We start from the raw sequence: 23,033 nt of genomic DNA on the forward strand, positions 1-23,033 counted from the left end.
CCTTTTCAAAGTATTGAAATTCCGTAAAATGCGCATATAAGCGCAACGATACCCATTATTACGGGCTGGTGCAACAGGTAAAACCATATCGCCTTTCTGCCCACGAAACACAGGGGTTTGAATGGCTTTGCGCCCAATACGGGCAGGTAAGAAACGCGGTATTTATACAGCTCTTTGCCGCCGTATACCCCTATCAAAAATATGCCCGCCCACGGCATAATGCCGAACCAATCCGCTCCGTACCAGCGCGAGCCTATCATTAGCTCGAGGTATTCGATTAAGCCGATTTCGTCGCGAAAAAGTTGCCCTCCGCCGCTATGAGTCATCAAGAAATTGAAGCTCAAACCCCATATGAAGAACAGCATTCCCAATCCCAAACAGGCGTATTTCGCCTTGTCTTTGAGCAGTAATTCGAGAGTTGCGGTAAGCAAAATAGCTACCGTCATGCAGTGCAAAACACCGAAAAGTATGCTCACGCCGAGGTTAAACAGCTTGTCCGCCTGCGTGGTGAAAATCGTTAAAATCATAGATGCGAGCGCGAGTTTGAAGCCGCGCAAAAAGTTGTTTTTGGAAAACGACGTGCTTATTCCGCTTATCGCGAAAAACATGCAAATAACGGTTAGGCGCGACGCCATTCTGAAAGAACTGTGCCACCACTCGCGCGAAAAATCGCTTAACGCCACTATCCAGGCGGGCGCGGAATTGTGAAAATCGTATCCCCAGCCGCCGGGTATCAGAGCGAAAAAGTCGTAAGAAATATGGTCGAGAACCATTAAAAGTATACATATTCCGCGCAATAAATCCAGTCCGTGTATGCGCGGAGCTTGCACCGAAAACAGCGGTTTGGGGCGTATTTGCTTGTCCGCAATTTCGGGGTTTATATTGTTTTTACAATCTTGCCGCAATGAAATTCACCGCCTTGTCGAGTGCAATTTTGCCTTCTTCCGTGGTTGTGTCGAATTGATATTCATGACCGAGTTTTTTGCCTTTGGGCGCGGGAAGATATATTTCGCGCGATATGTTTGCCGCTCGTAAAATTTCCGACATTTCGTGCGCTTGGTCTATGAACGGGTCGGCGTTGCCGCATGTGAGATACACGTTGCAAAAGTCCGAATTTACGTATTTGATTGCGCTCATATCGTCTTTTTTATCGAAATTTCCTATTTTCTTTTTGTTGGTGTACGCCCATAAAAATGTTTTCATTGCGGGAAAATGCGATTTCATTACGGTGTCCATATTGTAAAATCCGCAACAAAGCAGTATGCCGCGCAGGTCGTTCGCGCTAATCGGCGGCGTAATTTTCATGCGGGTTTGTAATTCTTTGTTGCAAACCAGCGCGGCGAATTGTGCCGTAAGCTGTGCGCCCGCGCTGTCGCCGCCTATAAAAATACGTGCTGTGTCGAGGTTGTACTCGCTTTCGTGATTTTTCAAAAATCGCAGAGCTTCGCAAATTTGCAGGAGCGGCACGGGATAATGATGCTCGGGCGCAAGACAATAATTCATACTGATTACGGCGATTTTCAGTTTTGCCGCGGTTTCGTGCGCCCACGGAACAATGCAAGTTTTGTCGCCGCCCACGTATCCGCCACCGTGCACCCACAATAATACGGGTTGCGGCTCGGTTGCGGAGTTTGAGGAGTAAATATCCAGCGTTCCGCCCGGGAACGCGCTCATATAATCTATATTGTTGTTGAGCGCGGTTTGTTTTATGTATTCGTTTATTGCGACGTCTTTTATGCGAAAGAATTTTCGTATCAAGCGCACTTGAGTGTGATAGTTGCTTGCAAATTCCGCAATCAGTCCCGTAACGGCAAGCGCAAGCGCGATTATTAAGAGCGGCAGCAACTCCTCACCTCCTTTTACTGTGGCTACGTTACCAAAGTATTCGCCGTAATCCCGTTTTGTGAGAACGAATTTTTACTTACAGCTATTATATCACGAAACGCCGGAAAAACACAACGAATTTACAAAAGATATCGTGTGTGAATAAACTCGCCCCAAATGTGGATAAGTAGACAACTTTGTGGATAACTTTGTGCATAAGTGTGCACAACTCGATTTCAGTACGATTTTGCGGCTTTTGCTATCCCGCCAACGTGTTTGTATGAATTTTACGCCTTGCCTACTAAAAATACAAATTACAATTTTATTCTGCTCTGAATTTTTTACACAATCGAAAACCCGCAATACAAAATACATGCGTTTTTCATGGGGTAATTGTATAATATTGTTATTATGCTCTAGAACCTGTCAAAAATATACAAAAAGTTTCAAAACCGAGAAATACCGCCGAAATTCTCCCATCATGCAATATTATAGTTACCATTTAATAACAAGTTGCTCGCAAAATCTAATATTCAACATATCTGTCATTGCGAGGGCATTTATGCCCGCGGCAATCCCTTGCATGGAACAAGTATTACACTGTCATTGCGAGGGCATTTATGCCCGTGGCAATCCCCTGCATGGAGCAAGTACGGCAACTACACCGTCCTCATGTCTGAGATTGCTTCGTCGCTACGCTCCTCGCAATGACACTGTAAACGCTCCTCGTCATTGCGAGCGCACTTTCTCTTTTCCGTCATTGCGAGCGCACTTTCTTTTTTCCGTCATTGCGAGGGCATTTATGCCCGTGGCAATCCCCTGCATGGAGCAAGTACAGCAACTACACCGTCCTCGTGTCTGAGATTGCTTCGTCGCTACGCTCCTCGCAATGACATAGTAGTTAGCCTTTCGCCAAATCATTTAATTATCACGTGCCCCCTCAAAATAGTAAGGAAATGCACAAAATGCAAATACTATGCGTCCCCGTGTCTAAATATGGCGTTTTCTTATAAAACGGACAAGTTTTCGGTCGGGGCAAAAATCGGTCATTCTGAATTTAGTTATTAAATCATAACGCTAAAATGAGCGTATTTTACCAAAAAATGCCAAATATGCGAGTTTACATTATTTGCAACATTTTTACCGAATTTTTACCGAATTAATCCATCTAATAAAAAGTGTAACTTGTTGGCATTAAGGCAAATAGAAATAATTGTAAAAGCATAACAAATATATTCTCCGAACGCAGGGACAGTTGGCTTAGCAAACTTTTAGTGGTGTTTGAGCTTTTATTATATGAAGCACAAACAAATGGCTTGCTCAACAGTATAGAACTTGTATTCGGTTTTCACATTAAAAGCCCCAAAGCCGACAAACGCAATGTTTGGAACTCGAGCATAAAACATAATAGAAATAGCGAGTTACTAAATAATAACAATATTTATCGCATGTGTAGAATTGTCCACTAAAAATAAGCCTACATGTGCCATATAGTTATTATATAATAACTATATCTACGTATCGGAAAGATATTAAGGTGCTTTTTGTCGAAAAATGTTTCACATTAAACAAATTTTTTGCTTTTCTACAGAAATTAAATCTACGCTTATTCGATTTGAGATTATATGGCTATAGGTTTATTGAATAGGTTTTTTGCTTACTACAAATTCACTCATTTCATATTTATTATACAAATCGTATAGCATGTAAAATACAAGTTACGGTGCGAGCAATACTCTTTGTCGGGTCGTGGCAAAATGCTATTATGGTATTATATGGTTGATATACGCCACAAGTAAAAAGTAATCTATTTTGCGGATATCGTTAACTTATATGCAATAACAATCAGCAGTATTCTTTTAACATGCATTGCTCTATTTATAGCAAATAGTTATAATGGCGGCAAAACCGCAAGAGCTTAGAAAGTTTACGGTGCGTTGTATATTTTGCCTTAAACTAATCTACGCGTGAGAACATGTAATAATTTGCGAATGTTCTATTGCCCAAGTGCTTTACGCTGTATTGCGGCGTCTGATACGATTAAGTATTAACTTACTGCACTATTGTGTTCAGGAGTTGGTTTTTGAATGTAGTTCTTATCTATGCGAGAATTGTTTGTATTCCGTAATATAAAAGCTATTGCGCATTAACCCGCGTTGCAATTAAACATAATTATATAATAGAGTTTCACGTTAAACAATTGCTAACCGAAAAAGCGATAAAAACATATATATTTGCGCCGTTAAAAAATGTTTCACGGAAATTAGCAATGTTTCACATGTTTAACGTGAAACATTTCCAAACAATTTCAAACGGCAAATTTGCCCTATTTTTGGCATGCGCAGGGCAAATTTTTGGGCAAAAAGCCGCTTATTGAGGCTTGTCCTATTACGGTATGCCTTCGTCAACCGCCTATATTCGATTGCTTGCATTGGCTACTGCTATGAGTAAACCCATATTGCCACAATCTCAAATAAAGCCTAATGAGCGGTGGCTTTTACGGGCATATTCAAATAGTTCCTTTAATAGTCTTGTATATGGTTATTACCGAATATGAATATTGCTGTTGAATACTTGAGCTTATAGAAACAATGGCAATCGTATAATATCTTCTGCTATAATTATTGTTTCAACCTATATATGGGCAATTGCTGTCTAACGCTATCTAAACTAATTGCGCGTACTTTAAGCAATAAAAAAAAGTCCCACGTTGTTACACGTGGAACATTTTTATTGCGTTATGTGGCGGTTTAGTCTTGCGCTTTGTCTTTCTCGAGTCGCTCTATAAGTTCTACTATGCGGTCGAGGTCGTCGCGGTTGTAATAATCGATATATATCCTTCCGCGGCGGTCGTTACCCAAAGCGGACACTTTGGTGGCGAACGTGCGTTGCATTCTGCCGATAAGGTCTTTAAGCTCTATGCTTTGCTCTTGCTTGGGTTTTTCCTGTTTAGGCGTAAGGAACGCTTTAACCATTTTCTCGAATTCGCGCACCGATACTTTGTTGTCAATACCGTTTTGCGCGAGCTTGAGTTGTGCCTCGGGATTTTCAACTACTACAAGGCAACGCGCGTGTCCCGGACTTAAACGCCCTTCGGCAACCAAATCAATCACGGCTTGGCTTAGAGTGAGGAGTCGCAACGTATTCGCAATTGCGGGGCGGCTCTTGCCTATGCGGTCGGCAACCTCTTCTTGCGTGTATTTGTATTCCTCCATAAGCTGTTTGATAGCGTTGGCGGTTTCTATGGGATTAAGGTCCTCGCGCTGTAAGTTCTCTATGAGCGAAATTTCCTTTACCTGCTGTTGCGTATAGTTACGAACGATGCCGGGAATGCTCATGAGTCCCGCTTTCTTCGCCGCACGATATCTGCGTTCGCCCGCGATAATCATATAACGGTTTCCGTTGGGAACCAAAATAATGGGGGATATCACGCCGTGTATGCGTATGGAATTGGCAAGTTCGTTCATTGCCGCTTCGTCAAACGTTTTGCGGGGCTGGTTTACATTTGGGTCAATCAAGCTCAAGCTGATTTCAACCGGAGTGTTGCCCGCTTCGGTCTTCTCGCCGCTCTCGGTTTCGCCGTATGCACCCTCATATTCTTCTTCCGCGCCCGATAATAACGCGCTCAATCCGCGGCCGAGACCGCCTTTCTTCACTGCCATAATGTACTCCTTAAGTTTGTTGCCACTATTATACAATATTTTACCGCAACAGTCAAGAAATTGCGATACAGTGAATATATAGTTATTATATCATAACTAAGCGTAGGGTTGATTCAGTGGTGTGTAAAGGGGTGAGAACGCGTAGGCGGTATGTGGAAGATGTGTGATGAGTAAAGAGAGGAGGGAATATAAGGATAAAAGGAAAATAATGGCAATTTGGAAATGTTTATAGAGATTTACAAGTTCCATGTAGGGGATTGCCGCGGGCGTAAACGCCCTCGCAATGACGGAGAACGCGAGGAGATTGAGCTAAGAGAGTTTACAAGTTCCATGTAGGGGATTGCCGCGGGCGTAAACGCCCTCGCAATGACGGAGAACGCGAGGAGATTGAGCTAAGAGAGTTTACAAGTTCCATGTAGGAGATTGGACTGCTCGCGTTGCTCGCTCGCAATGACAAGGAAGCGGAAATAGTAAGAAAAGTTGCAAAAATCGGCGGCAAAAACGATATTGCATAAAATTGTGCAATATCGTCGCATATGCGCAATATTATGCAATTCAAGCATGATTTTTGTAACTTTTTCTAAAGCGGGTATTCGGTATAAACAAAAAAGTTGCATGAGAAGTAAAAAGAAATTATGCGGGAACAAAAAACAGCTTCTTTCACGGCAACCCAGGGGGGGGGAATAGCTCATAGAGTTTGCGATTTCTTAAAATCGCTTTTAAGATTGTTTTTATAGAGCAAATCTATTGTGTATTCGGCACTCGCAACTTTCGATAAGCCGCTTACCGATACGTACTCTATTAGTCTATAGTACATTTCGAATTTGAAAAATTATGAAAAAATTTTTGCGCAAAGTCTTGACAAGATGAAAAATGTGTGATACTATTGTTTTAGTTGGAATCGATTCCAAATCGCACAGGAGCGCGGCTACGAGCACTAAAGGAGTGGTTGCATTCGGGGCGCGGCGGCGTGCACTTAATGAGTAGTTGCATTTAAGTCGTGCGTGCGATTGGCGTTAAAGCGAAAAATCTGATATCGATGAGGAACTTTTAATGATACTCTGCGTCGGTGAAATTTTGGCGGATATGATAGGAAGCAATAACGGCAATGCGTTTTGCTATGAACGCAAAGCCGGCGGTGCGCCTTTTAACGTGGCGTGCGCCGCAAAAAAGCTCGGGTCTGCCGTGGGTTTTGTCGGTGCGGTGGGAGATGACGTTATAGGCGAGTACTTGATTGGTTTCGCTCGCGGGCGCGGTTTCGATTATACGATTATAGATAAGAATAACAGTGCAAATACCACTCTTGCGTTTGTGGATATAAACGCCGACGGAGAACGCTCTTTCAGTTTTTACCGCAAGAATACGGCGGATTATTTGTTGCCGCAGGTAAGCGACGAAATGTTGAAAAAGTCCGATATTGTGCATATCGGGTCGTTGATGTTGTCGGAGGAAGCGGGGCGCAAAGCCGCTTCGGAACTTTGCGAGCGAGCGCGAAAAGAGGGCAAGCTCGTAAGTTTCGACGTGAACTTTCGTTCGGATATTTATCGCGATACGGAAAGCGCGGTGAAGATATACAAACAGGTTATGAAATATGCCGATATTCTCAAATTTTCGGAAGACGAAGCGGAGATTTTCGGTTGGGAATACGTTGAGAGCTTAACCGACAAACTCGTGTGCGTAAGTTTGGGCGGCAAAGGCAGTATGTGGAGATACGGCGGCGAGAGCGAAACCGTGCCGTCGGTTAGGGTAATGCCGGTAGATACCACGGGAGCGGGCGACGCGTTTTACGGCGGAGTGCTCAGCGGACTCGACGGACTGCGCAAAGAGAATTGGACGAAACAAAAACTCAATGAAATTTTCGGTTTTGCCAACGTGTGCGGAGCATTGAATACGCTTTGCAAAGGCGCAATCGAGGGGTTGCCCGACAAAGCCGACGCAATGAAAAAGATGAGAGCGGAATAAGCATTCGGAATTTGTATATCGAGGTGGAAAATGAAGGCAAAAGTCAAAAAGTCGAGTTTGTATTACATAATAATCTTGCTGGCGTTGTGCGCGATTTCCCTAACCGTTGCGGGGGGGGGTGGACTTAATAAAACGGTGCATGCCGCGCAGGTTTCTTTGGAAGGAGCGGGCGACGAGTTTGCTTTTTCGGCGGAGAGTTACGGCGCGGGCGAAAGTTTCGCGTTTGTTTCGGTAGCTCATTTCGAGAACGGCAATGCGGCGGGACTTGTTTTCGGCGGCAAAGAGAACGACAGTTGCTTTGTTTTCAACGTAGACAGAGCGGCTAATATGGTAAAACTAATGTATTTCTACGATATGGCGGAAAACCGAAAAGTAGAGGTACTTAAAGAAGAATATTACGTGGGCAGTGCGATTATGAACGAGGGCGAACGCAACTACGTTCAAAGCCGCACCGCTAATATAGATAAAGTTTATTTGAAAGTAGCCGTAAACGCGGACGGCACAGCCGAGTTTTATGCCGACGGCATACGGAGGTTTGCGTATAAAAACGGAAGCGAGGAAGCCGAGGTTATAAATATTAACGGCTTTACGCTCGGGGACGACGACAAAACGCCCATAAAATACGAGGGCGGATTTTTGGGTTACAACTGTTTTAACGCGAAAGTGTATTTTGCCGATACGCTTATCGGCGAAACCGACTACGGATATTACGGGGAATTCTACCGCAATCAATTTCATTTTTCGCAATTCGCGCATTGGAACAACGACCCCAACGGACTCGTATATTACAACGGATACTATCACTTGTATTTTCAGCACAATCCCTACGGAAACACTTGGGACGCAATGCATTGGGGGCACGCGCGCAGCAGCGACCTCGTGCATTGGGAGCTTTTGCCTATCGCGCTCGTTCCCGACAGAGACCTTTCGACCGAGGGCGCAACGGACTACGGCATAGGCGCGATGTGGTCGGGGTCTGCCCGCGTGTATCGTAAAGGCGACAGCGACAAGATAGACAACGAGTACAAATGGTTCGGCGAAACCGCCGATAAAGCCGACGGCGAGCCGCTCGGACTTATAGGCTTTTACACTCGATTCGACAACGGCGGTAACCGTCATCAGATAGTGATGTACAGTACCGACGGCGGCTTATCATGGAATAAGCGCAACAATATTCCCAGCACCGTTTCAAAGGATTTGAACGGCGCACCCGTTGTCGGCGGCTCGTGGCGCGACCCCAAAGTGTTCGATATTTCGGGCATAACGGGCATTGCGGACGGATACAGGTGGGGAATGGTGCTCACCGATATGGAAGACAACACGCTGTTTTTCCTCAAGTCGAGAAACATGGTTGAGTGGGAACATGCGGGCAGTTATTTCGTTTACCGTCCCGAATGCCCCGACGTGTTTACGCTCGGTGCGGACGGCGGAGAGCAACATACCGTAATTACGTTTACCTCGCGCTACTACGTTGTGTGCAATCTCGCTTACGAGGGCGGCAACATAGTTATGAAAGACCCCGAAACTAACGCCGCAATAAATAGATTGGATACTAACGGCGAATATCTGCAAGTCATGGATTACGGCGTAGACTCGTATGCGGGGCAGACTTTCTATATAGACGAAAGCTCGAACAGCGCGTACAAGGGCAAAGCGGTGGGAGTAAGCTGGTTTTCGGGCGTTCCCAACGCGGACGCGTCGATAGAAAGCGGAGTATTGCAAACTGCGCGTAAAGTGTGGAACGGCGGCGGCATGACCATACCCGTAATTTACGGACTTAAAAAGCAGGGTGCAAAATACGCGCTCACCTCCACGCCCATAACCGTAAACGACGAAAACTTTGAAAAAAAGCAACTTAACGGCTTAGAGGAAATCAAAAGCCACAGTTTCGAGATAACCGCAACCGTGCCAAACGCGGACCGCAATCCCGTATATTTCAGAATAAACGGAAGCGAAAACGGCGCACATTATACCGAAATCGGGTGGAACGCGCAAGACGGGTATTATGTGGACCGCACGCACACCGAGGACGCGGGAATAAATTTCCCCCAACCCAACTATGCTTGCAAGTATGCTTCGGGCATGGGCAAAGACAATACTTTGCTTGACTTTTACATTCTCAGCGACAACGGCGGAGTGGAAGTATATTGCGACGGTTTCACCGTACCGTTTTATATTCTCACGTTTGCGTCGCCGTATTCCGTGAGGGCTGCGTTTACGGCGGACGACGCGGCGAGCGCAACTGTGGCCGTAAACGAGATTGCGTCCGTATGGCGGACGGAGAGCGAAGAAACGCTCATAAATCTCTCGTCAGCTCAAATCGATTTGGGCGCGGAACTCGGGCAGACTCAAACTATAACGGCGTATGCGCAGGGCAAAGATATAAGCTACGAGGTTACGGAAGGCGCGGATATAGTAAGGGTTGAGCCTACCGCTACGGGCGCGCGCATAACCGGCTTGAAAGCGGGCGAGGCGCAAATAAAAGTCAGTGCGGGAGCAAGCAGCAGAACGATATCCGTTACCGTGCACAGCGGCAGAGTAGAAGGCGATTTCACTTTCGTATCCGACGGCATTGTTTCGGGCAATTGGTATTACAGCGGCAACGCGCTTATAGGCGAGCAGACGGGCGGCGACGGGTTTATTCTCGCCTCGGAGAGCGGCGGCGACTTTACGTATTCCGCATCTTTCGATTTGGGGAGCGGAGCGGCTGCCGCGCTCGTGTTCAGAGCCGCGGCGGAGAACGGAAAACTTTCAAGCTATTTGATAGCAAACTACGACAACAACTCCAAAATAGTCAAGCTGTGGTCGCAAAACGGCGAACTCGGCAACGTGCCTGCGGGCGAGCCTGATATAAGAAATCTCGTGCTTACCGCCGAAACGAAGGGCAGGAACGTAAAAGTTTATCTCAACGGCAATAAACTTATAGACTGCGATATACGCGAAAACGACCCCTTAAACGGCAAGTTCGGCTTAAACGTATGCGCGACCAAAGCGGCGTTTTCGTCGGTAACGGTGCAAAAGAGCGAGCACGACTACTCGGGAAGCGGCAACATGGTTATAAAGAGCGGCGTTGAGCAAAAAGTGCTGGAGATAATAAACGTAACTCTCGGCAACGCCGCGCTTTCTTCGGGGCAGTACGAGTGTTCGGGGCGCGAGGTAACAATCAAGCGGAGTTATATGGAATTACTGCCGCAGGCGGGCAACTACACGTTTATTATTTACGGCTCTGCGTACACGTTTACGGTGAGCGTGAACGTGCCGAGCGTTCCTCGAACCGAGCTCGAAGCAATCGCCGTGGACTCGGGCATAAGCGCGACTTTGTGGCTGGGCAACAGCAAAGTTGACTACGTGAAAGTGAACGGCGAGGAGATAGACCCGAGCTTGTACAAAATCGCGAATTACATGCTTATAATCAGTCCCGAGGCTTTAGTCGAGGGTGAAAACACCGTGCAAATAAACGACTCGCAGAGCGTGACCGTTACCGTGCTCGAAGTGCCGCATAAAACGGCTACGGAAAGCGCGGCGGACGGCGGCGCAAACATAGGGCTTATAGTCGGGCTTAGCGTAGGCATAGTGCTTGCGGTAGGAGCGGCGGCGGTAACGGTAATAATGTTTATGCGCAAGAAGAAAGGCGTTAGCGTAAAAGAAAGCGTAAAGGAGAACAAATAAATGGCGGCTACAATATCCGACGTGGCAAAGTGCGCGGGAGTGGGCATAGGAACGGTGTCGCGGGTGCTCAACGGCGGAAAATCGGTAAAAGACGATAAGCAACAAGCCGTAATGCGAGCTATGCGAGAGCTTAACTACAAGCCCAACAGCATGGCGAAAAGACTGCGCGAGCAAAAAAACGGCGTAATCGCGCTTATGGTGCCGGTAGTAAATCACCCGTTTTTCGCGCAGTTTATAGATTGCGTTGACCAAGAGGCTGACAAATTCGGTTATTCCACGCTTTTGGTTGCTTCACAGCAACACGCCGAAAGGGAAAACAAGATACTCGACAGAATAGGGCGCAGAGAGGTGGACGGCGCGATATTCGTGACTCATCACAATCACGCGTCCGAGCGGTTCGACAGTTATCCCATAGTGTCGGTAGACAGGCATTTATCCGAAAACGTGCCGTACATTACGAGCGACAACTACGAGGCGACAAAACGCGCAATAGAGTATCTCATAGAGCGCGGCTGTAAAAAGATAGGGTACATAGGCACAAAGCCGCTCGTAGAGTCCGAAGTGCTGTTGCGCGAAAAGGCGTATCGCGACGCAATGCGGGAGCACGGCATGACCGAGTATATAGTGAACGAAGTTGCGGTGCACGGCGACGAAACCAAACTCGCCGATAAGTTTTTCGAGAGTTTCGCCGATTTGGACGGAGTGTTTGCGTCGGGTTACAGCACTGCGCAGTGCGCGTATAAAGCCGCGGTGCAAGCGGGCAAAAGTATACCCGAAAACTTGCAGATGATAGCTTACGACGGCAGCTTTACGCAGTGGAGCGGGCTTAGCATGACTTGCGTTCAACAGCCCATAGAGCAAATGGCAAAGTCGGCGGTGAAAATTCTCATGGAGCGCATAAACGGCAAAACCGTTGCCGCGCGCACGGTGCACGAAAGCTCGCTGATAATAGGCAACACAACAAAATAAAAATCAAAAACAAAACAGGAGGCAAATAAAATGAAAACAAAAGGTCTTTTTACGAAAGCGGCGGCGCTTATTGCATGCCTTTGCTGCGTTATAAGTTTGGCGGCATGCGGAGGCGGCGGCAAGAGCGAAGAGCTCGAGAGCAGAACGGACAAATACGGCAACACGCTCGTAACCATTATGGTGCACAAAGACTCATCCACCAAAGAGGGCAAAGCGTATCAAAAGTGCGTTGACGAGTTCAACGCCGAATACAAGAGCAAGAAAATCAAGGCTCAAATTACCTTTGTTGCTCAAACCTCGGGCGTGGACCAATACGAGGCAACCATATCCAACCTTTACAGGCAGGGCGGCGGCAAGCTGTACGATATAATATCGTTCGACGCGCCCAAGTGCGCGGGTTACGCAAAGAGCGGCATTTTGTACGATATGACGAGTGCGCTCGGCGATTACACCGACGATTTCATAGGCGAATCGATAAATAGGTTTAACGACAAAGTATACGGATTGCCCATACAGGAATCGAGCGCGGGCTTTTACTACAATCTTGACGTTATGAAAGCCGCGGGAATAACCGAAAACGAATTGAACGGCTACAAAACCAACGGCTGGACTTTCGAGCAGTTTAAGAACGTGTGCGAAAGACTCAAAAACGCGGGCAAAACCGCGGTGGATATGCAACTTGCGGCGGGCGGCGAAACGTGCACTTATCTACTCTATCCGCTCGGCAACGCGGCGGGCGGCGAGTACGTTTCCAAAGACGGCAAAACCGCCAACGGATATCTCAACAGCGCGCAGACCAAAGAGGGCTTTCAGTTTATAAAAGACTGCATAGACAGCGGCTACACCAACTATCAGATAAGCGGCACGGAGTTCCTCACCAAAAACACCGTGGGCATGTATCTTTCTTCGGGCTGGACCATTCCCGATATAAAGGAGCAGTACAGCGCGAACTTTGCGGGCGGCTGGGGAATACTCCCGTATCCGCACAAAGACGGAAGCCCCGCGGTATCGGCTACGGGAAGTTGGAGTTTCGGCATAACCAACAACGGCATACGCAACAAAGAAGCGGCTTTGGAGCTTATCAAGTGGATGACGAGCGACTCGAGCGCAACCACCATAACCAACGCAACGGGCATGATAGCGGCAAAGAGCACTATAAACAAAAACTACGAGGCAACCTCGCCCGAGGGAGTGCTGTACAATCAGCTCGTAAACTCGGGTAAAGCCCGTCCCTCCATGGCGGCGTACGCCGATTTCTCCACCGAATTCAACCTCATTATAACGGGCTTGCGCACGGGCGGAGTGGACGCGGTGCTCAACGAGCATACCACCTCTTTGCAAACCAAGATAAACCGTAACGACCGTTAAATCGGAGAGGGGAAAAGATGTTTTTAGGCGCATTGCTTGTCTTTATCGCAATGGCGGCGGCATTCGGAACGGTTGCCGTAGCAGACGTGATAAAGGCAAAGAAAAGTAAAGAGATATACCGAATAAGAGAGTACGGCTCGGCGTATTTGATGCTTTTGCCCGCGGTTATGCTTGCGTTCATATTCGTAGTGTTACCCATAGTTTATTCGCTCGGGTATGCGTTTACCGACTTTCACATGTATTACCCCAACGATATAAACTTTGTGGGCTGGGATAATTTCGTCGAGCTGTTTAGGGAGATAAGCGTAAAGGGCGAACTGTATCACGCGATAATAAACACCGCTATATTCGTGGTGTGCGTAGTGCCGCTTCAAATAGGGCTTGCGCTCGTGCTCGCGCTTTTCACCAACCGCAAGAAAAAGGGCGTGAAGATATTCAAAGTTTGTTTCTTCACTCCCGTGGTGATTTCGCTTACCGTAACGTCGTTTTTGTGGGTGCAGATTTTAGCCCCCAACGGCTCGGGCATGCTCAATTCCTTTTTGGCTATGTTCGGAATAGGGCCTATAGACTTTTTGGCTCAAGAGGACACGGCTATGCTGTGGATTGTGCTTATGAGCGCGTGGCAGGGTTGCGGATATCAAATGCTCATATTCAGTTCGGGACTTACCAACATACGCGACGACTTATACGAGGCGGCGAGTTTGGACGGCGCGAACGCCTGGAAGAAATTTTTGCACATTACTCTCCCCGGACTGCGCTCCACGCTCTTGTATATTACGATTACGGTGTTTGTGGGCGCGTGCAGGGTAATGATACAGCCCATGTTGATGACCGACTACAAACTGCATACGGTTACTCTCAGCTACTACATGTATCAACTCGGCTACGGTTCCAAACTCGTGGGGCTATCGTCGGCGGTGGCTCTCATGATGACCGTGGTTATAGGTTGCATAACGCTGTTGCAGCGCAAATTTTTGAAGGAGGACTGATATGAGAAACGAAATTTGCGCGTTTGGCGGAGTTGTGGCAACAGCCAAACACGCCGCTCCCGTTAAAAAGAAAACGATAACGGCGGTGTGGTATGTGTGCGGCGCGGTGTTTTCGCTTATATTCATTTTGCCCGTAATATACATGCTCGCGGTGTCGACCAAAAGTCAGCTTGCCGCCGACAGAGCAACGGGCATAGCGATGTTCTTGCCCGACTTTCACAATTTGAGCACCTTTTTCGGAAACTACGCAAAAGTGTTTACCGACTACGGCATTTGGCAAAACGCGCTTAACAGCCTTATATACGCGGCGATAGCCATAGTGTGCAACGTGTTGGTTAACGGACTTGCGGGTTACGCGATATCCAAGTTCCGTTTCCCCGGCAAAAAGTTCTTTACCTTTATTATTCTCTTTCTCATAATAGTGCCAGTGGAAACCTCCATAATACCCATGTATATGGTTGTTACCGAGCTTTTGGGTTTGAGCGACCGCGCAACCGTGCTCGGCGTGGTGTTGCCGTCTTGCATAAGCATATTCAACATATTTTTGTTTATTCAGTTCTTTCAAGGCATACCGAGCGGATACGAGGAAGCGGCGAGAATAGACGGTGCGGGCAGACTGAAAATATTTTTCAGCATAATACTGCCTTTGAGCAAGCCCATAGTGGCAACCGTGGCGGTGTTCTGCTTTATAGGAGTGTGGAACGATTATCTTTGGCCCATGATGCTCCTTACGCCTTATCCCGATATGATGCCCATTCAGGCGGTTTTGCAGACAATACAAAACATAGAGGGCGTTACCACGGGTGAAATCATGGCGTCGCTCGTAGTTACGAGCATACCCATTTTCGTGATATACGTAGCCGCTCAAAAGTACATAGTGCAGGGCTTCGGTTCTGCCGGACTAAAAATGTAGATAAGCGGCGGGAGGCAGTATGAAAAAATCAGGAAAGTTAGGAGCGTTTTTGTTGGCGGCGATAGTGGCTGTGGCGGGCTTCGGCTTGTCGGGTTGCGACGAGGCGGAGGCGAGCACTCTTTTGGCAAAGTACGCGTTCGAAGACGTAAGCGGCTTGCAAACCTTAAACGAAGCGAGCGGGAAAGCGGACGCGGTGCGTTATGTGTTTTCCGCCGAAAACGCCGAGTATTTGGTGAAAGAGCCAACCGAGCCGCTTACCAAAAACGGCGCGAAAGGCAAATGCCTTTATATGGACGGATTTTCCACCTATGTGGAAAACGGCGACTTTGCCACGCCCGAAACGGCGATTACTCTTTCCGCCTGGATAGCTCCGCGCGTGTTCGAGAATTTACCCAACTATAACGACCAATCCGAAGCGAAAGGGCAACCGCGACTCACCTCTGTGATAAACAAAGGCAACATAGAGATGGGGCAGGGATTTTTGCTCGGCTACGGCAGACTGGGCATGTGGGGCTTGCAACTCGCGCTTCACAACTCCGACACCGATACGAATTTCGTTGTCGCTTTCTACGACCCCGTAAACGCGTTGCCGCTGTACGCGTGGTCGCACATTGCGGCTGTGTATAACGGCGACACGGGATATATCGCGCTGTTTTATAACGGCGAAAAGGCTTACGAGGATATAATACCCGAGCTTGTTAACACCGAAATCATAGAGAGCTCGGAAGCTCTTTACGTGGGAGCTTACTGTGCGCCCGTAACCGAATTTTCGGTAAAGCGGCAAATGCCTTCGGGGCTACTCGACGAGGTTGCGATATACGGCGAGAGTCTTACGCCCAAACAGGTGCGCGGATTATTCGAGGAGTGCGCCGCAGGCGGCGAAGCTCCCGCGCTCGATTACAGCCAAATCGCGCTCGATTCGTCGGTATACGAGGGCGACAGATACCGCCCGCAGTATCACGCGATACCGCCCGCGGTGTGGATGAACGAGCCGCACTCGCCCTTTTACTATAAGGGAAGATACCACGTGTTTTATCAGTGCAATCCATCCGGACCGTATTGGGCGCAAATTCGGTGGGGACACATAGTAAGCGACGATATGATACATTGGAAATACGTGAAAGACGCCGTTGTGCCCACCAAAGACATATGCCCCGAAGGAGTATGGACGGGCGGCGCGTGCATAGGTCCGGACGGAACGCCCTGGCTTGCGATTACGGCGGGAACGAATTTGTACGGTAATCCCAATCACGGCGGGCAAAACGTGGCGTTTGCTCATGCGGCAGACCCCGACGACCCCGACCTTACCGAGTGGATTGTGGAGGATACGCTCACCATAACCCAACCCAACGACAACTCCATGGGCGAGCGCGAACAGTTCCGCGACCCCTTTGTTTGGTACGACGACGAAACGAGTCAGTATTTTATGCTCGTGTCTTCGTCCGTGCCGGGTGCGGGCGGCACGGCTAACGTGTACACCTCGCAGAACATGCACGAGTGGACTCATCACGGATACTTGTACGAGTGCCCCTATCCCGAATACGATATAGCGGGCGAGCACTGGGAGTGCGTTGTGATGTTGCCCATATCCACCAAAGACGGCAAAACCACCAAATACATACTGTTCGACTGCCCGCAGTACGCCCGCGGCGAAAACGCTCCGCTTGTGGAATGTTATTATTGGATAGGCACGTTCAACAAGCAGACTTGCCGATTTATTCCCGACAGTCACGAGCCGCGACTTTTCGATATAGGCACGGCTACGTTTACGGGTCAGAACGGATACTGCTTTTTAACCGACGAGCAAAAGGAAGCGGGCATGACTTACGAGCAGGGGCGCACGGTGCTGTATTCCATTGCGCAGGGCAAATACGCGGGCACGGGACTCAACTATTACGCGGGTTGGGCGCACAACTTTTCTTTCCCGCTCGAGCTTTGGCTTTCGGACGACGGCAACGAGGTGATACGCGAGCCGATAAAAGAAATAGAGAGTTTGTACGGCAAGGTGGAATACGAATACAGCGGCGCGGGCACGACTGCGGCGCAGATAAATTCCGAAATAGGAGAGATACGCGGCGATACCATAAAAATCGACGCAACCGTTACGCTCGCGCCCTCTGCCGACAATTACGCGGCTAAAATCGGAGTGAGATACAATCTCAATACTTCGCTCGAGGGAACGGAGCGCACGTTCATAACTTTTTCGAACGGCAAAGTATCGCTTGACAGATTGCAGTCTACTTTGCGCCCCGGCGTGGATACGCAGTCGTTGCACGATTGGGCTTTCGGAGATAGGCGCGAGTTCGATATAACGGTGCTTTTGGACCGCTCCATGCTCGAAGTGTATATAAACGGCACGGTGAGCGCAACCATGCGAATTTATCCGCATTACGGCGATTCGGACTATATAAGACTGTTCGACGAAAACGCGGGCATGGTGATAAAGAAATTCAAGATAACGCAAATGAAAAGCGCGTACTCGAAAGACGGGAGCATAACGCCGCCGTACTACGGAAACACCGGCAACCTGGCGGATAAGGTTTAGGAGGGGGAATACGATGCGTAGAACAATTTGCAAAGTATTGCTTGCGGCACTCATAGCGGTTTCGGCGTTTGCGTTCGCCGCTTGCGAACAAGCGGACGAGCCGCGCGCGCTTCCCGTGCAAGTGCTCAACGGCGGATTCGAAACCGCCGATTTGAGCGGTTGGACGGTTGAGAGCGGAGAGGCGTTTAACGACGACAGCGTGTCGTCGCGCAAAACTTTCTCGTTCGCTTACGACTCGGCGCATAAGCAAATACCCGTAAATCAAACGGGCAACTGGTATCTGAGCGGCAAGGGGTACGACAACAGCCGCAGTCACGGATATACGGGCAGTATTCGCTCCAACAATTTTATATTAGACGGCGACGGCACGGTGTCGGTAAAGATAGCGGGCGGAGCTTTGGTTACGCGCAAAGGCGAAAACGCGCCGCTCAAGAGCAAAGAAAAAATTTGCTATGTGGGAGTATATACCGCACAAGACGATAAACTCGTTCACAAATTCACAAACACGTACTTTTTCGAACACACCGAAGATTACGTGAGCGTGGAGGACTACGAAAACGGCACTTGCTGTACGGATAACTTTTACCGCTACACTGCGGATTTGTCGGAGTACGTAGGCAAAGAAATGTATATGCGCATAGTGGATAACGACACCCACGTTTACTACGGATACATCAGCGTAGACGATATAAGAGTGGGCGACTCCGACGCGCAGACCGAGGGAGCGTATTTCGAAAAGACCCGCGACTATTTTGCCGACGCGGAAGCTCCGAGCATATACGAAATAAAGAACGGCGGGTTCGAAACGGGCTCGCTCGCAGGTTGGACGGTGGTTAGCGGTCAGGCGTTTTCCAACAGCGGCGTAAACTCAAACGCGTATTGGTGGAACGAAAACATTCCGTACCGCCGCGACGGCAACTATCACTACGGCTTTTACAAACCCGCCGAAACGGGAGTAATGCGTTCGAGCGAATTCGTGCTCGGCGGAAGCGGATACATAAGCTACAAGCTGGGCGGATGCCGCGACAACTCGCGCACATACCTGCGCTTTATGGTAAAGAACGGCGACAGGGCGGAAGAGGTTGCGCGTTTCTCGAATTTCAAGTTTTGGAACTATCAATTCCCGTACGTTCAAAACGGAATGCGCATACTCAATCTCGTGCAGTATTACGCCGACTTTTCGGCATATCTCGGCAAAACCATGTTTATAGAGGCGGTGGACGAAAACACCTCTACCGCCGACGAGGACTGCATAACGCTCGACAGCGTGCAAACCTATTGGGAAAGCAAGCCGCAATGGTACACGAGCGTTGCGTTCGAAGCCAAAAAAAATCCCGACGATATAGACATAGAGCCCGATAGCCCGTACCAACTCAAAAACGGCACGTTCGAAACGGGCGACTTGACGGGTTGGACTATGAATGGCGAGATAGGCGTGGTTTCTTCGGATTACGGGTGGTGGAACGAAAACTACCCGTATAACAAGAAAGGCACGTACCTGTTTACGGGCATAGCGCACGAGGGCGGCACGGGCACGCTCACAAGCGATTTGTTCGAGCTCGGCGGCACGGGCGTGATTTCCTTCCGCATGGGCGGCGGCGCAAATCCCAAAAAAGTGTATATTTCGGTGCTCGACGAACAAGACAACGAGCTTGCCAGGTTTGCCAACGGCAAATTTGCCGACAACGGCACTGCGGGCTTGAACGTGAACAGCTTTTTGGCTAACATGGTGCAATACAAAGCGGATTTAACAAAGCTCGGTATAGAACTCGGCGCAAAAATAAAATTGCAAATCGTGGACAACGCGGTTTCCAACTGGGGACTCGTTACGGCAGACAGTTTCATTACGTATTACGAAACCGCCGAGCAAGTGCCCGCCGCCGCGTTCGAGGCTGTGAACATAAAGCCCGACGGCGACGAAATACTCGGCGAAAACGACGAATATCAAATACTTAACGGCGATTTCGAAACGGGCGATTTGAGGGGCTGGACGGTTACGAGCGGAACGGTTAACCCCAACCCGCTATCCGACGCGGTAACTTTTTGGGGCGAGAAGATTACCTACAATAAGAGCGGTACTTATCATTTCGACGGTTGGCTCGCAAACTCCGATGAGAATGCTTCGTACACGCTTCGTTCCGAAGAATTCACTTTGGGCGGAAGCGGTCATATAAGCTTCAAGATGGGAGGCAAAACAGCCGAACTCAAAGTGTATAAAGCCGACGGAGAGTTGATTGCCCGCTACGCCAACACGGAGTTTGCCGACGTGAATTTCCCCAAGGTGGAAAGCGGCTGCCGCCTTGCTACAATGACAACGTATGCAGCCGATTTGAGCCAATACGTGGGGCAAAAGCTTTATATAGAAATTTGCGACCGACCGTTCAACGACGGCGAAGAGGGTTGGGGCGTGGCGTTCTTCGACGAGATAATAACATATTACGAAACCGCGCCCGACGTGGCGAATATGTTCGACACCGTGGAGCTTAACGCCGCCACTTCCGCCGACGGCGTGGCAAAGCCGTTTAACATTCCGTGGGTAACGGCTGTAAACAGAGTAAATTAAAATCAAAATACAGGGAGGAAAGGAAAATGAAGAAAGGATTTTGTAAGATTTTGAGCCTCGCGCTCTGCCTTGTTGCGGTGTTTTCGGCAGTCGCGTTTGCCGCGGCGTGCGACGACGAGTCGAAGGAAATCGCTCCGCCGCCGCCCGAAACGTGCACCGTGACTGTAAACGGGCAAGAGAGCAAGGTGGATAAAGGCGGCACGTTTACGTTGCCCCAAACCTTTACGCCCGAAAATGCGGATTTCGAGTTCGTGCGCTGGATTATCGAGGGAGAACACGCCTTAGACGGCAACGTAATTACCGTAAACGGCGACTTGACGATTACCGCCGAAACGCGCAGAAAGGCGGCGGTAAAGATAAAGGACGGAATCCCGCTCGCTTTCACGGTGGGCGACGATGCGAAAACGATTACCGTTTCGGAATATATTACCACGCACGGCAATACCGTTACGGTAAATTCGAGCGAGCCGAACGTTGCCGCGGTTTCGATTAGCGGAGACACCGTTACAGTAAAGGCGGCGACGCACGGCACGGCGAGCGTAACGGTTTCATGCGGCGATATCGAAATTACGTTTACGGTTACCGTAAGCGAAGAGCAAATAATAGTTCCGATAGTTCCGTCGGTTAAAAATCCCGAGGTGGAAATAAGCGAAACGCACGATTTTTACAACGGTGACCTCATCGTAAATTTGGCGGAAAACATAGAACGCCCGGAGCTTATCACCTCGTATGCCGTAAATTCGCAAGAGGTGCAAGGCGACGAGTATACGCTTACAAACAACGATAGCTATACGGATACGCCCGCTCTTATTACGCTTAACGTAACCGCCGAATACGAAGGCGGCAGTTTGACTTACGCGTACAAAGTGAACGTAATAAACTCTGCGGCGTATCGAGTGGAAAACGGCGGTTTCGACAACGGCTTAAACGGCTGGACCAAAACGGGCGAAATCGGAAATATCAGCGAGGCTACGGCGTATTGGACCAACGAAAACGACGGCGCGGGGTACTCGTTTAACGCCGACGGCAAGTTTTTCTCGGCGTACGAGCCAGAAGATAAGTTCGAACGCAATATAGGCACGCTCGAAAGTTCGCCGTTTAAGATTGCGCAAAACAGAGTAATCACGTTCAAACTCGGCGGCGCAAAGCACGATATATTCGTTGATATAGTGGATACCGCCGACGGCGCGATACTCGCGCGTTACGGCAACAGCGCGTGGGCGGCAACAACTACGGACGGGGTTAAATGCGGTTGCACGCTAATCGCCTACAAAGCCGTTTTACCCCAAGCGGCGGCGGGCAAGACCGCATATATCCGCGTAATAGACATGGCAAGCTCGGACTACGGCGTACTGTTCTGCGACTCGTTCGTTACGTATTACGAGAATGAACCCGAGGGCGAGTTTACGCCCGCGGTAGATATAACCGACCGCCCCGCAACTATTTACGATATTTATAACGGCGGGTTTAAAAACGACATGGCGGGCTGGTTTATTTCGGGCGGCGAAATCGGAGCGGTTACTTCGGATAAAAGCTATTGGAACGACGGCGACGGTGAAGCCGTAACCGACCGCGCTTACGGTCAAGAGGGCGAAAAACTGTTCTCTTGGTGGAGTTGGGAAGGAAACAAAAAAGGCGAAGCCGACGAGGGGCATGAAATCAATCGTGAGGGCAACATGGGCACGCTTACAAGCAATATGTTTGTGCTCAAAAACAACAAGTCGGTTTCGTTCATGCTCGGCGGCGCAAATCGCAACGTGTACGTAGAACTCGTTAACGCCGAAAGCGGTACGGTAATAGCCGTATTCCGTAACGATAACGCGGTTGAGAATAAACAAGGTTGCCTTGTGCGGTATCACTATACCGTGACCGAGCTTGAAAAAGAAACGCTTTGTTATTTCCGCGTGGTTGACGTAGCTGTTTCGGGTTGGGGTTGCTTTACCGCCGACGGTTTCAAGGTAAATCTCGACGAAGAGCCCGAAGAAAGCGCGGCGGCTCAAAATCGTTTGAACGAATACAAAACGGTGGTAAACGGCAGTTTCGAAACGGGCAATCTCGACGGGTGGACTGCGCCCGCCGACAACGCGCTCGGCGGAGTTACGAATACCGAAGAAGCAAAAGACTATTATCAAACCAACGAAGAAACGAAAGACGGCGATTACTTGTTTACGTTTGAGTATAACGGAAACAAAGAGGGCGGAACGGGCGTAATTCGTTCGAGCGCGTTCATTCTTCAAAAAAACGGTATCGTTTCTTTCCGTTTCGGCGCGGCGCACAATAGGGAAGTGTATATCAACGTATATACTGCGGGCGGAAAACTTTTGGCTACTTTCCGCAATAACGCTTATACTCAAAATACGGTAATGGTGCAGTATTATTACGAGTTCGACAACGGCGAGGAAATCTCGTGCTATTTCGAAATCGTAGACAACGCGACGAAAGATTACGGCTGTATCGTTATGGACGATTTCCGCGTTAACCTCGCGGAAGCTCCGCAAAATGCCGTACTCGGGAGTGCGCTCACTAAAGCCGAACGCGACGAGGCAAACAATAATATATAAAACACAAA

13 protein-coding genes are annotated in these 23,033 nt (G+C 48.9%); 9 read left to right on the forward strand and 4 right to left on the reverse strand.

The genetic code is table 11. The annotated features are described in order from the left end of the window. Positions 1 to 5: 5 nt before the first annotated feature. From NFR55_RS02095 to NFR55_RS10490, 4 genes are all read right to left on the reverse strand, one after another. The gene (locus NFR55_RS02095) at positions 6 to 905 is read right to left on the reverse strand and encodes a heparan-alpha-glucosaminide N-acetyltransferase domain-containing protein (protein WP_251545756.1); all 900 of its coding nucleotides are present in this window, start codon (positions 903 to 905) and stop codon (positions 6 to 8) included. Further along, positions 889 to 1,845: an alpha/beta hydrolase gene (locus tag NFR55_RS02100; protein WP_251545758.1), complete on the reverse strand. Its 957-nt coding sequence runs from the start codon at positions 1,843 to 1,845 to the stop codon at positions 889 to 891. Before NFR55_RS02100 ends, NFR55_RS02095 begins: the two co-directional genes overlap by 17 nt. Positions 1,846 to 4,574: 2,729 nt before the next feature. After that, positions 4,575 to 5,486: a ParB/RepB/Spo0J family partition protein gene (locus tag NFR55_RS02105; RefSeq protein ID WP_251545760.1), complete on the reverse strand. Its 912-nt coding sequence runs from the start codon at positions 5,484 to 5,486 to the stop codon at positions 4,575 to 4,577. A gap of 688 nt (positions 5,487 to 6,174) precedes the next feature. Next, a complete protein-coding gene (locus NFR55_RS10490; protein WP_275556900.1) occupies positions 6,175 to 6,303 on the reverse strand; it encodes a hypothetical protein in 129 nt (42 codons plus the stop codon). A gap of 236 nt (positions 6,304 to 6,539) precedes the next feature. Between NFR55_RS10490 and NFR55_RS02110 the strand changes: the two genes are divergently transcribed. Genes NFR55_RS02110 through NFR55_RS02150 form a run of 9 tightly spaced genes read left to right on the forward strand, consistent with a single transcriptional unit; the run spans position 6,540 to position 23,025 of the window. Beyond that, on the forward strand, positions 6,540 to 7,448 hold the full coding sequence (locus NFR55_RS02110) for a carbohydrate kinase family protein (RefSeq protein ID WP_251545762.1): 909 nt from the start codon (positions 6,540 to 6,542) through the stop codon (positions 7,446 to 7,448). Positions 7,449 to 7,478: 30 nt separating this feature from the next. Beyond that, positions 7,479 to 11,117, forward strand: coding sequence for a glycoside hydrolase family 32 protein (locus tag NFR55_RS02115; protein ID WP_251545764.1), 3,639 nt, complete (start codon positions 7,479 to 7,481; stop codon positions 11,115 to 11,117). Continuing rightward, a complete protein-coding gene (locus NFR55_RS02120; RefSeq protein ID WP_251545766.1) occupies positions 11,118 to 12,086 on the forward strand; it encodes a LacI family DNA-binding transcriptional regulator in 969 nt (322 codons plus the stop codon). Between the two features lie 30 nt (positions 12,087 to 12,116). Further along, a complete protein-coding gene (locus NFR55_RS02125; RefSeq protein ID WP_251545768.1) occupies positions 12,117 to 13,454 on the forward strand; it encodes an ABC transporter substrate-binding protein in 1,338 nt (445 codons plus the stop codon). A gap of 17 nt (positions 13,455 to 13,471) precedes the next feature. After that, positions 13,472 to 14,443, forward strand: coding sequence for a carbohydrate ABC transporter permease (locus NFR55_RS02130; RefSeq protein ID WP_251545770.1), 972 nt, complete (start codon positions 13,472 to 13,474; stop codon positions 14,441 to 14,443). 1 nt (position 14,444) lies between these two features. Next, on the forward strand, positions 14,445 to 15,356 hold the full coding sequence (locus NFR55_RS02135; RefSeq protein ID WP_251545771.1) for a carbohydrate ABC transporter permease: 912 nt from the start codon (positions 14,445 to 14,447) through the stop codon (positions 15,354 to 15,356). Positions 15,357 to 15,375: 19 nt separating this feature from the next. Continuing rightward, entirely contained in the window at positions 15,376 to 17,901 is a 2,526-nt protein-coding gene (locus NFR55_RS02140) for a glycoside hydrolase family 32 protein (protein WP_251545772.1), read from the forward strand. 13 nt (positions 17,902 to 17,914) lie between these two features. Beyond that, positions 17,915 to 20,464 (forward strand): hypothetical protein, encoded by a 2,550-nt coding sequence (locus NFR55_RS02145; RefSeq protein WP_251545773.1) that lies wholly within the window; start codon positions 17,915 to 17,917, stop codon positions 20,462 to 20,464. A 26-nt stretch (positions 20,465 to 20,490) separates the two neighbouring features. After that, complete coding sequence (locus NFR55_RS02150) at positions 20,491 to 23,025, forward strand: DUF4097 family beta strand repeat-containing protein (protein WP_251545774.1); 2,535 nt, start codon at positions 20,491 to 20,493, stop codon at positions 23,023 to 23,025. Positions 23,026 to 23,033 lie beyond the last annotated feature (8 nt).

This window comes from Pumilibacter intestinalis (assembly GCF_943193005.1).
Lineage (GTDB): Bacteria > Bacillota > Clostridia > Christensenellales > Pumilibacteraceae > Pumilibacter > Pumilibacter intestinalis.

Coding starts and splice junctions, on each gene's coding strand:
- NFR55_RS02105 (WP_251545760.1), bottom strand. CDS start 5,486: ATGGCAGTGAAGAAAGGCGGTCTCGGCCGCGGATTGAGCGCGTTATTA.
- NFR55_RS10490 (WP_275556900.1), bottom strand. CDS start 6,303: ATGTACTATAGACTAATAGAGTACGTATCGGTAAGCGGCTTATCGAAA.
- NFR55_RS02110 (WP_251545762.1), top strand. CDS start 6,540: ATGATACTCTGCGTCGGTGAAATTTTGGCGGATATGATAGGAAGCAAT.
- NFR55_RS02115 (WP_251545764.1), top strand. CDS start 7,479: ATGAAGGCAAAAGTCAAAAAGTCGAGTTTGTATTACATAATAATCTTG.
- NFR55_RS02120 (WP_251545766.1), top strand. CDS start 11,118: ATGGCGGCTACAATATCCGACGTGGCAAAGTGCGCGGGAGTGGGCATA.
- NFR55_RS02125 (WP_251545768.1), top strand. CDS start 12,117: ATGAAAACAAAAGGTCTTTTTACGAAAGCGGCGGCGCTTATTGCATGC.
- NFR55_RS02130 (WP_251545770.1), top strand. CDS start 13,472: ATGTTTTTAGGCGCATTGCTTGTCTTTATCGCAATGGCGGCGGCATTC.
- NFR55_RS02135 (WP_251545771.1), top strand. CDS start 14,445: ATGAGAAACGAAATTTGCGCGTTTGGCGGAGTTGTGGCAACAGCCAAA.
- NFR55_RS02140 (WP_251545772.1), top strand. CDS start 15,376: ATGAAAAAATCAGGAAAGTTAGGAGCGTTTTTGTTGGCGGCGATAGTG.
- NFR55_RS02145 (WP_251545773.1), top strand. CDS start 17,915: ATGCGTAGAACAATTTGCAAAGTATTGCTTGCGGCACTCATAGCGGTT.
- NFR55_RS02150 (WP_251545774.1), top strand. CDS start 20,491: ATGAAGAAAGGATTTTGTAAGATTTTGAGCCTCGCGCTCTGCCTTGTT.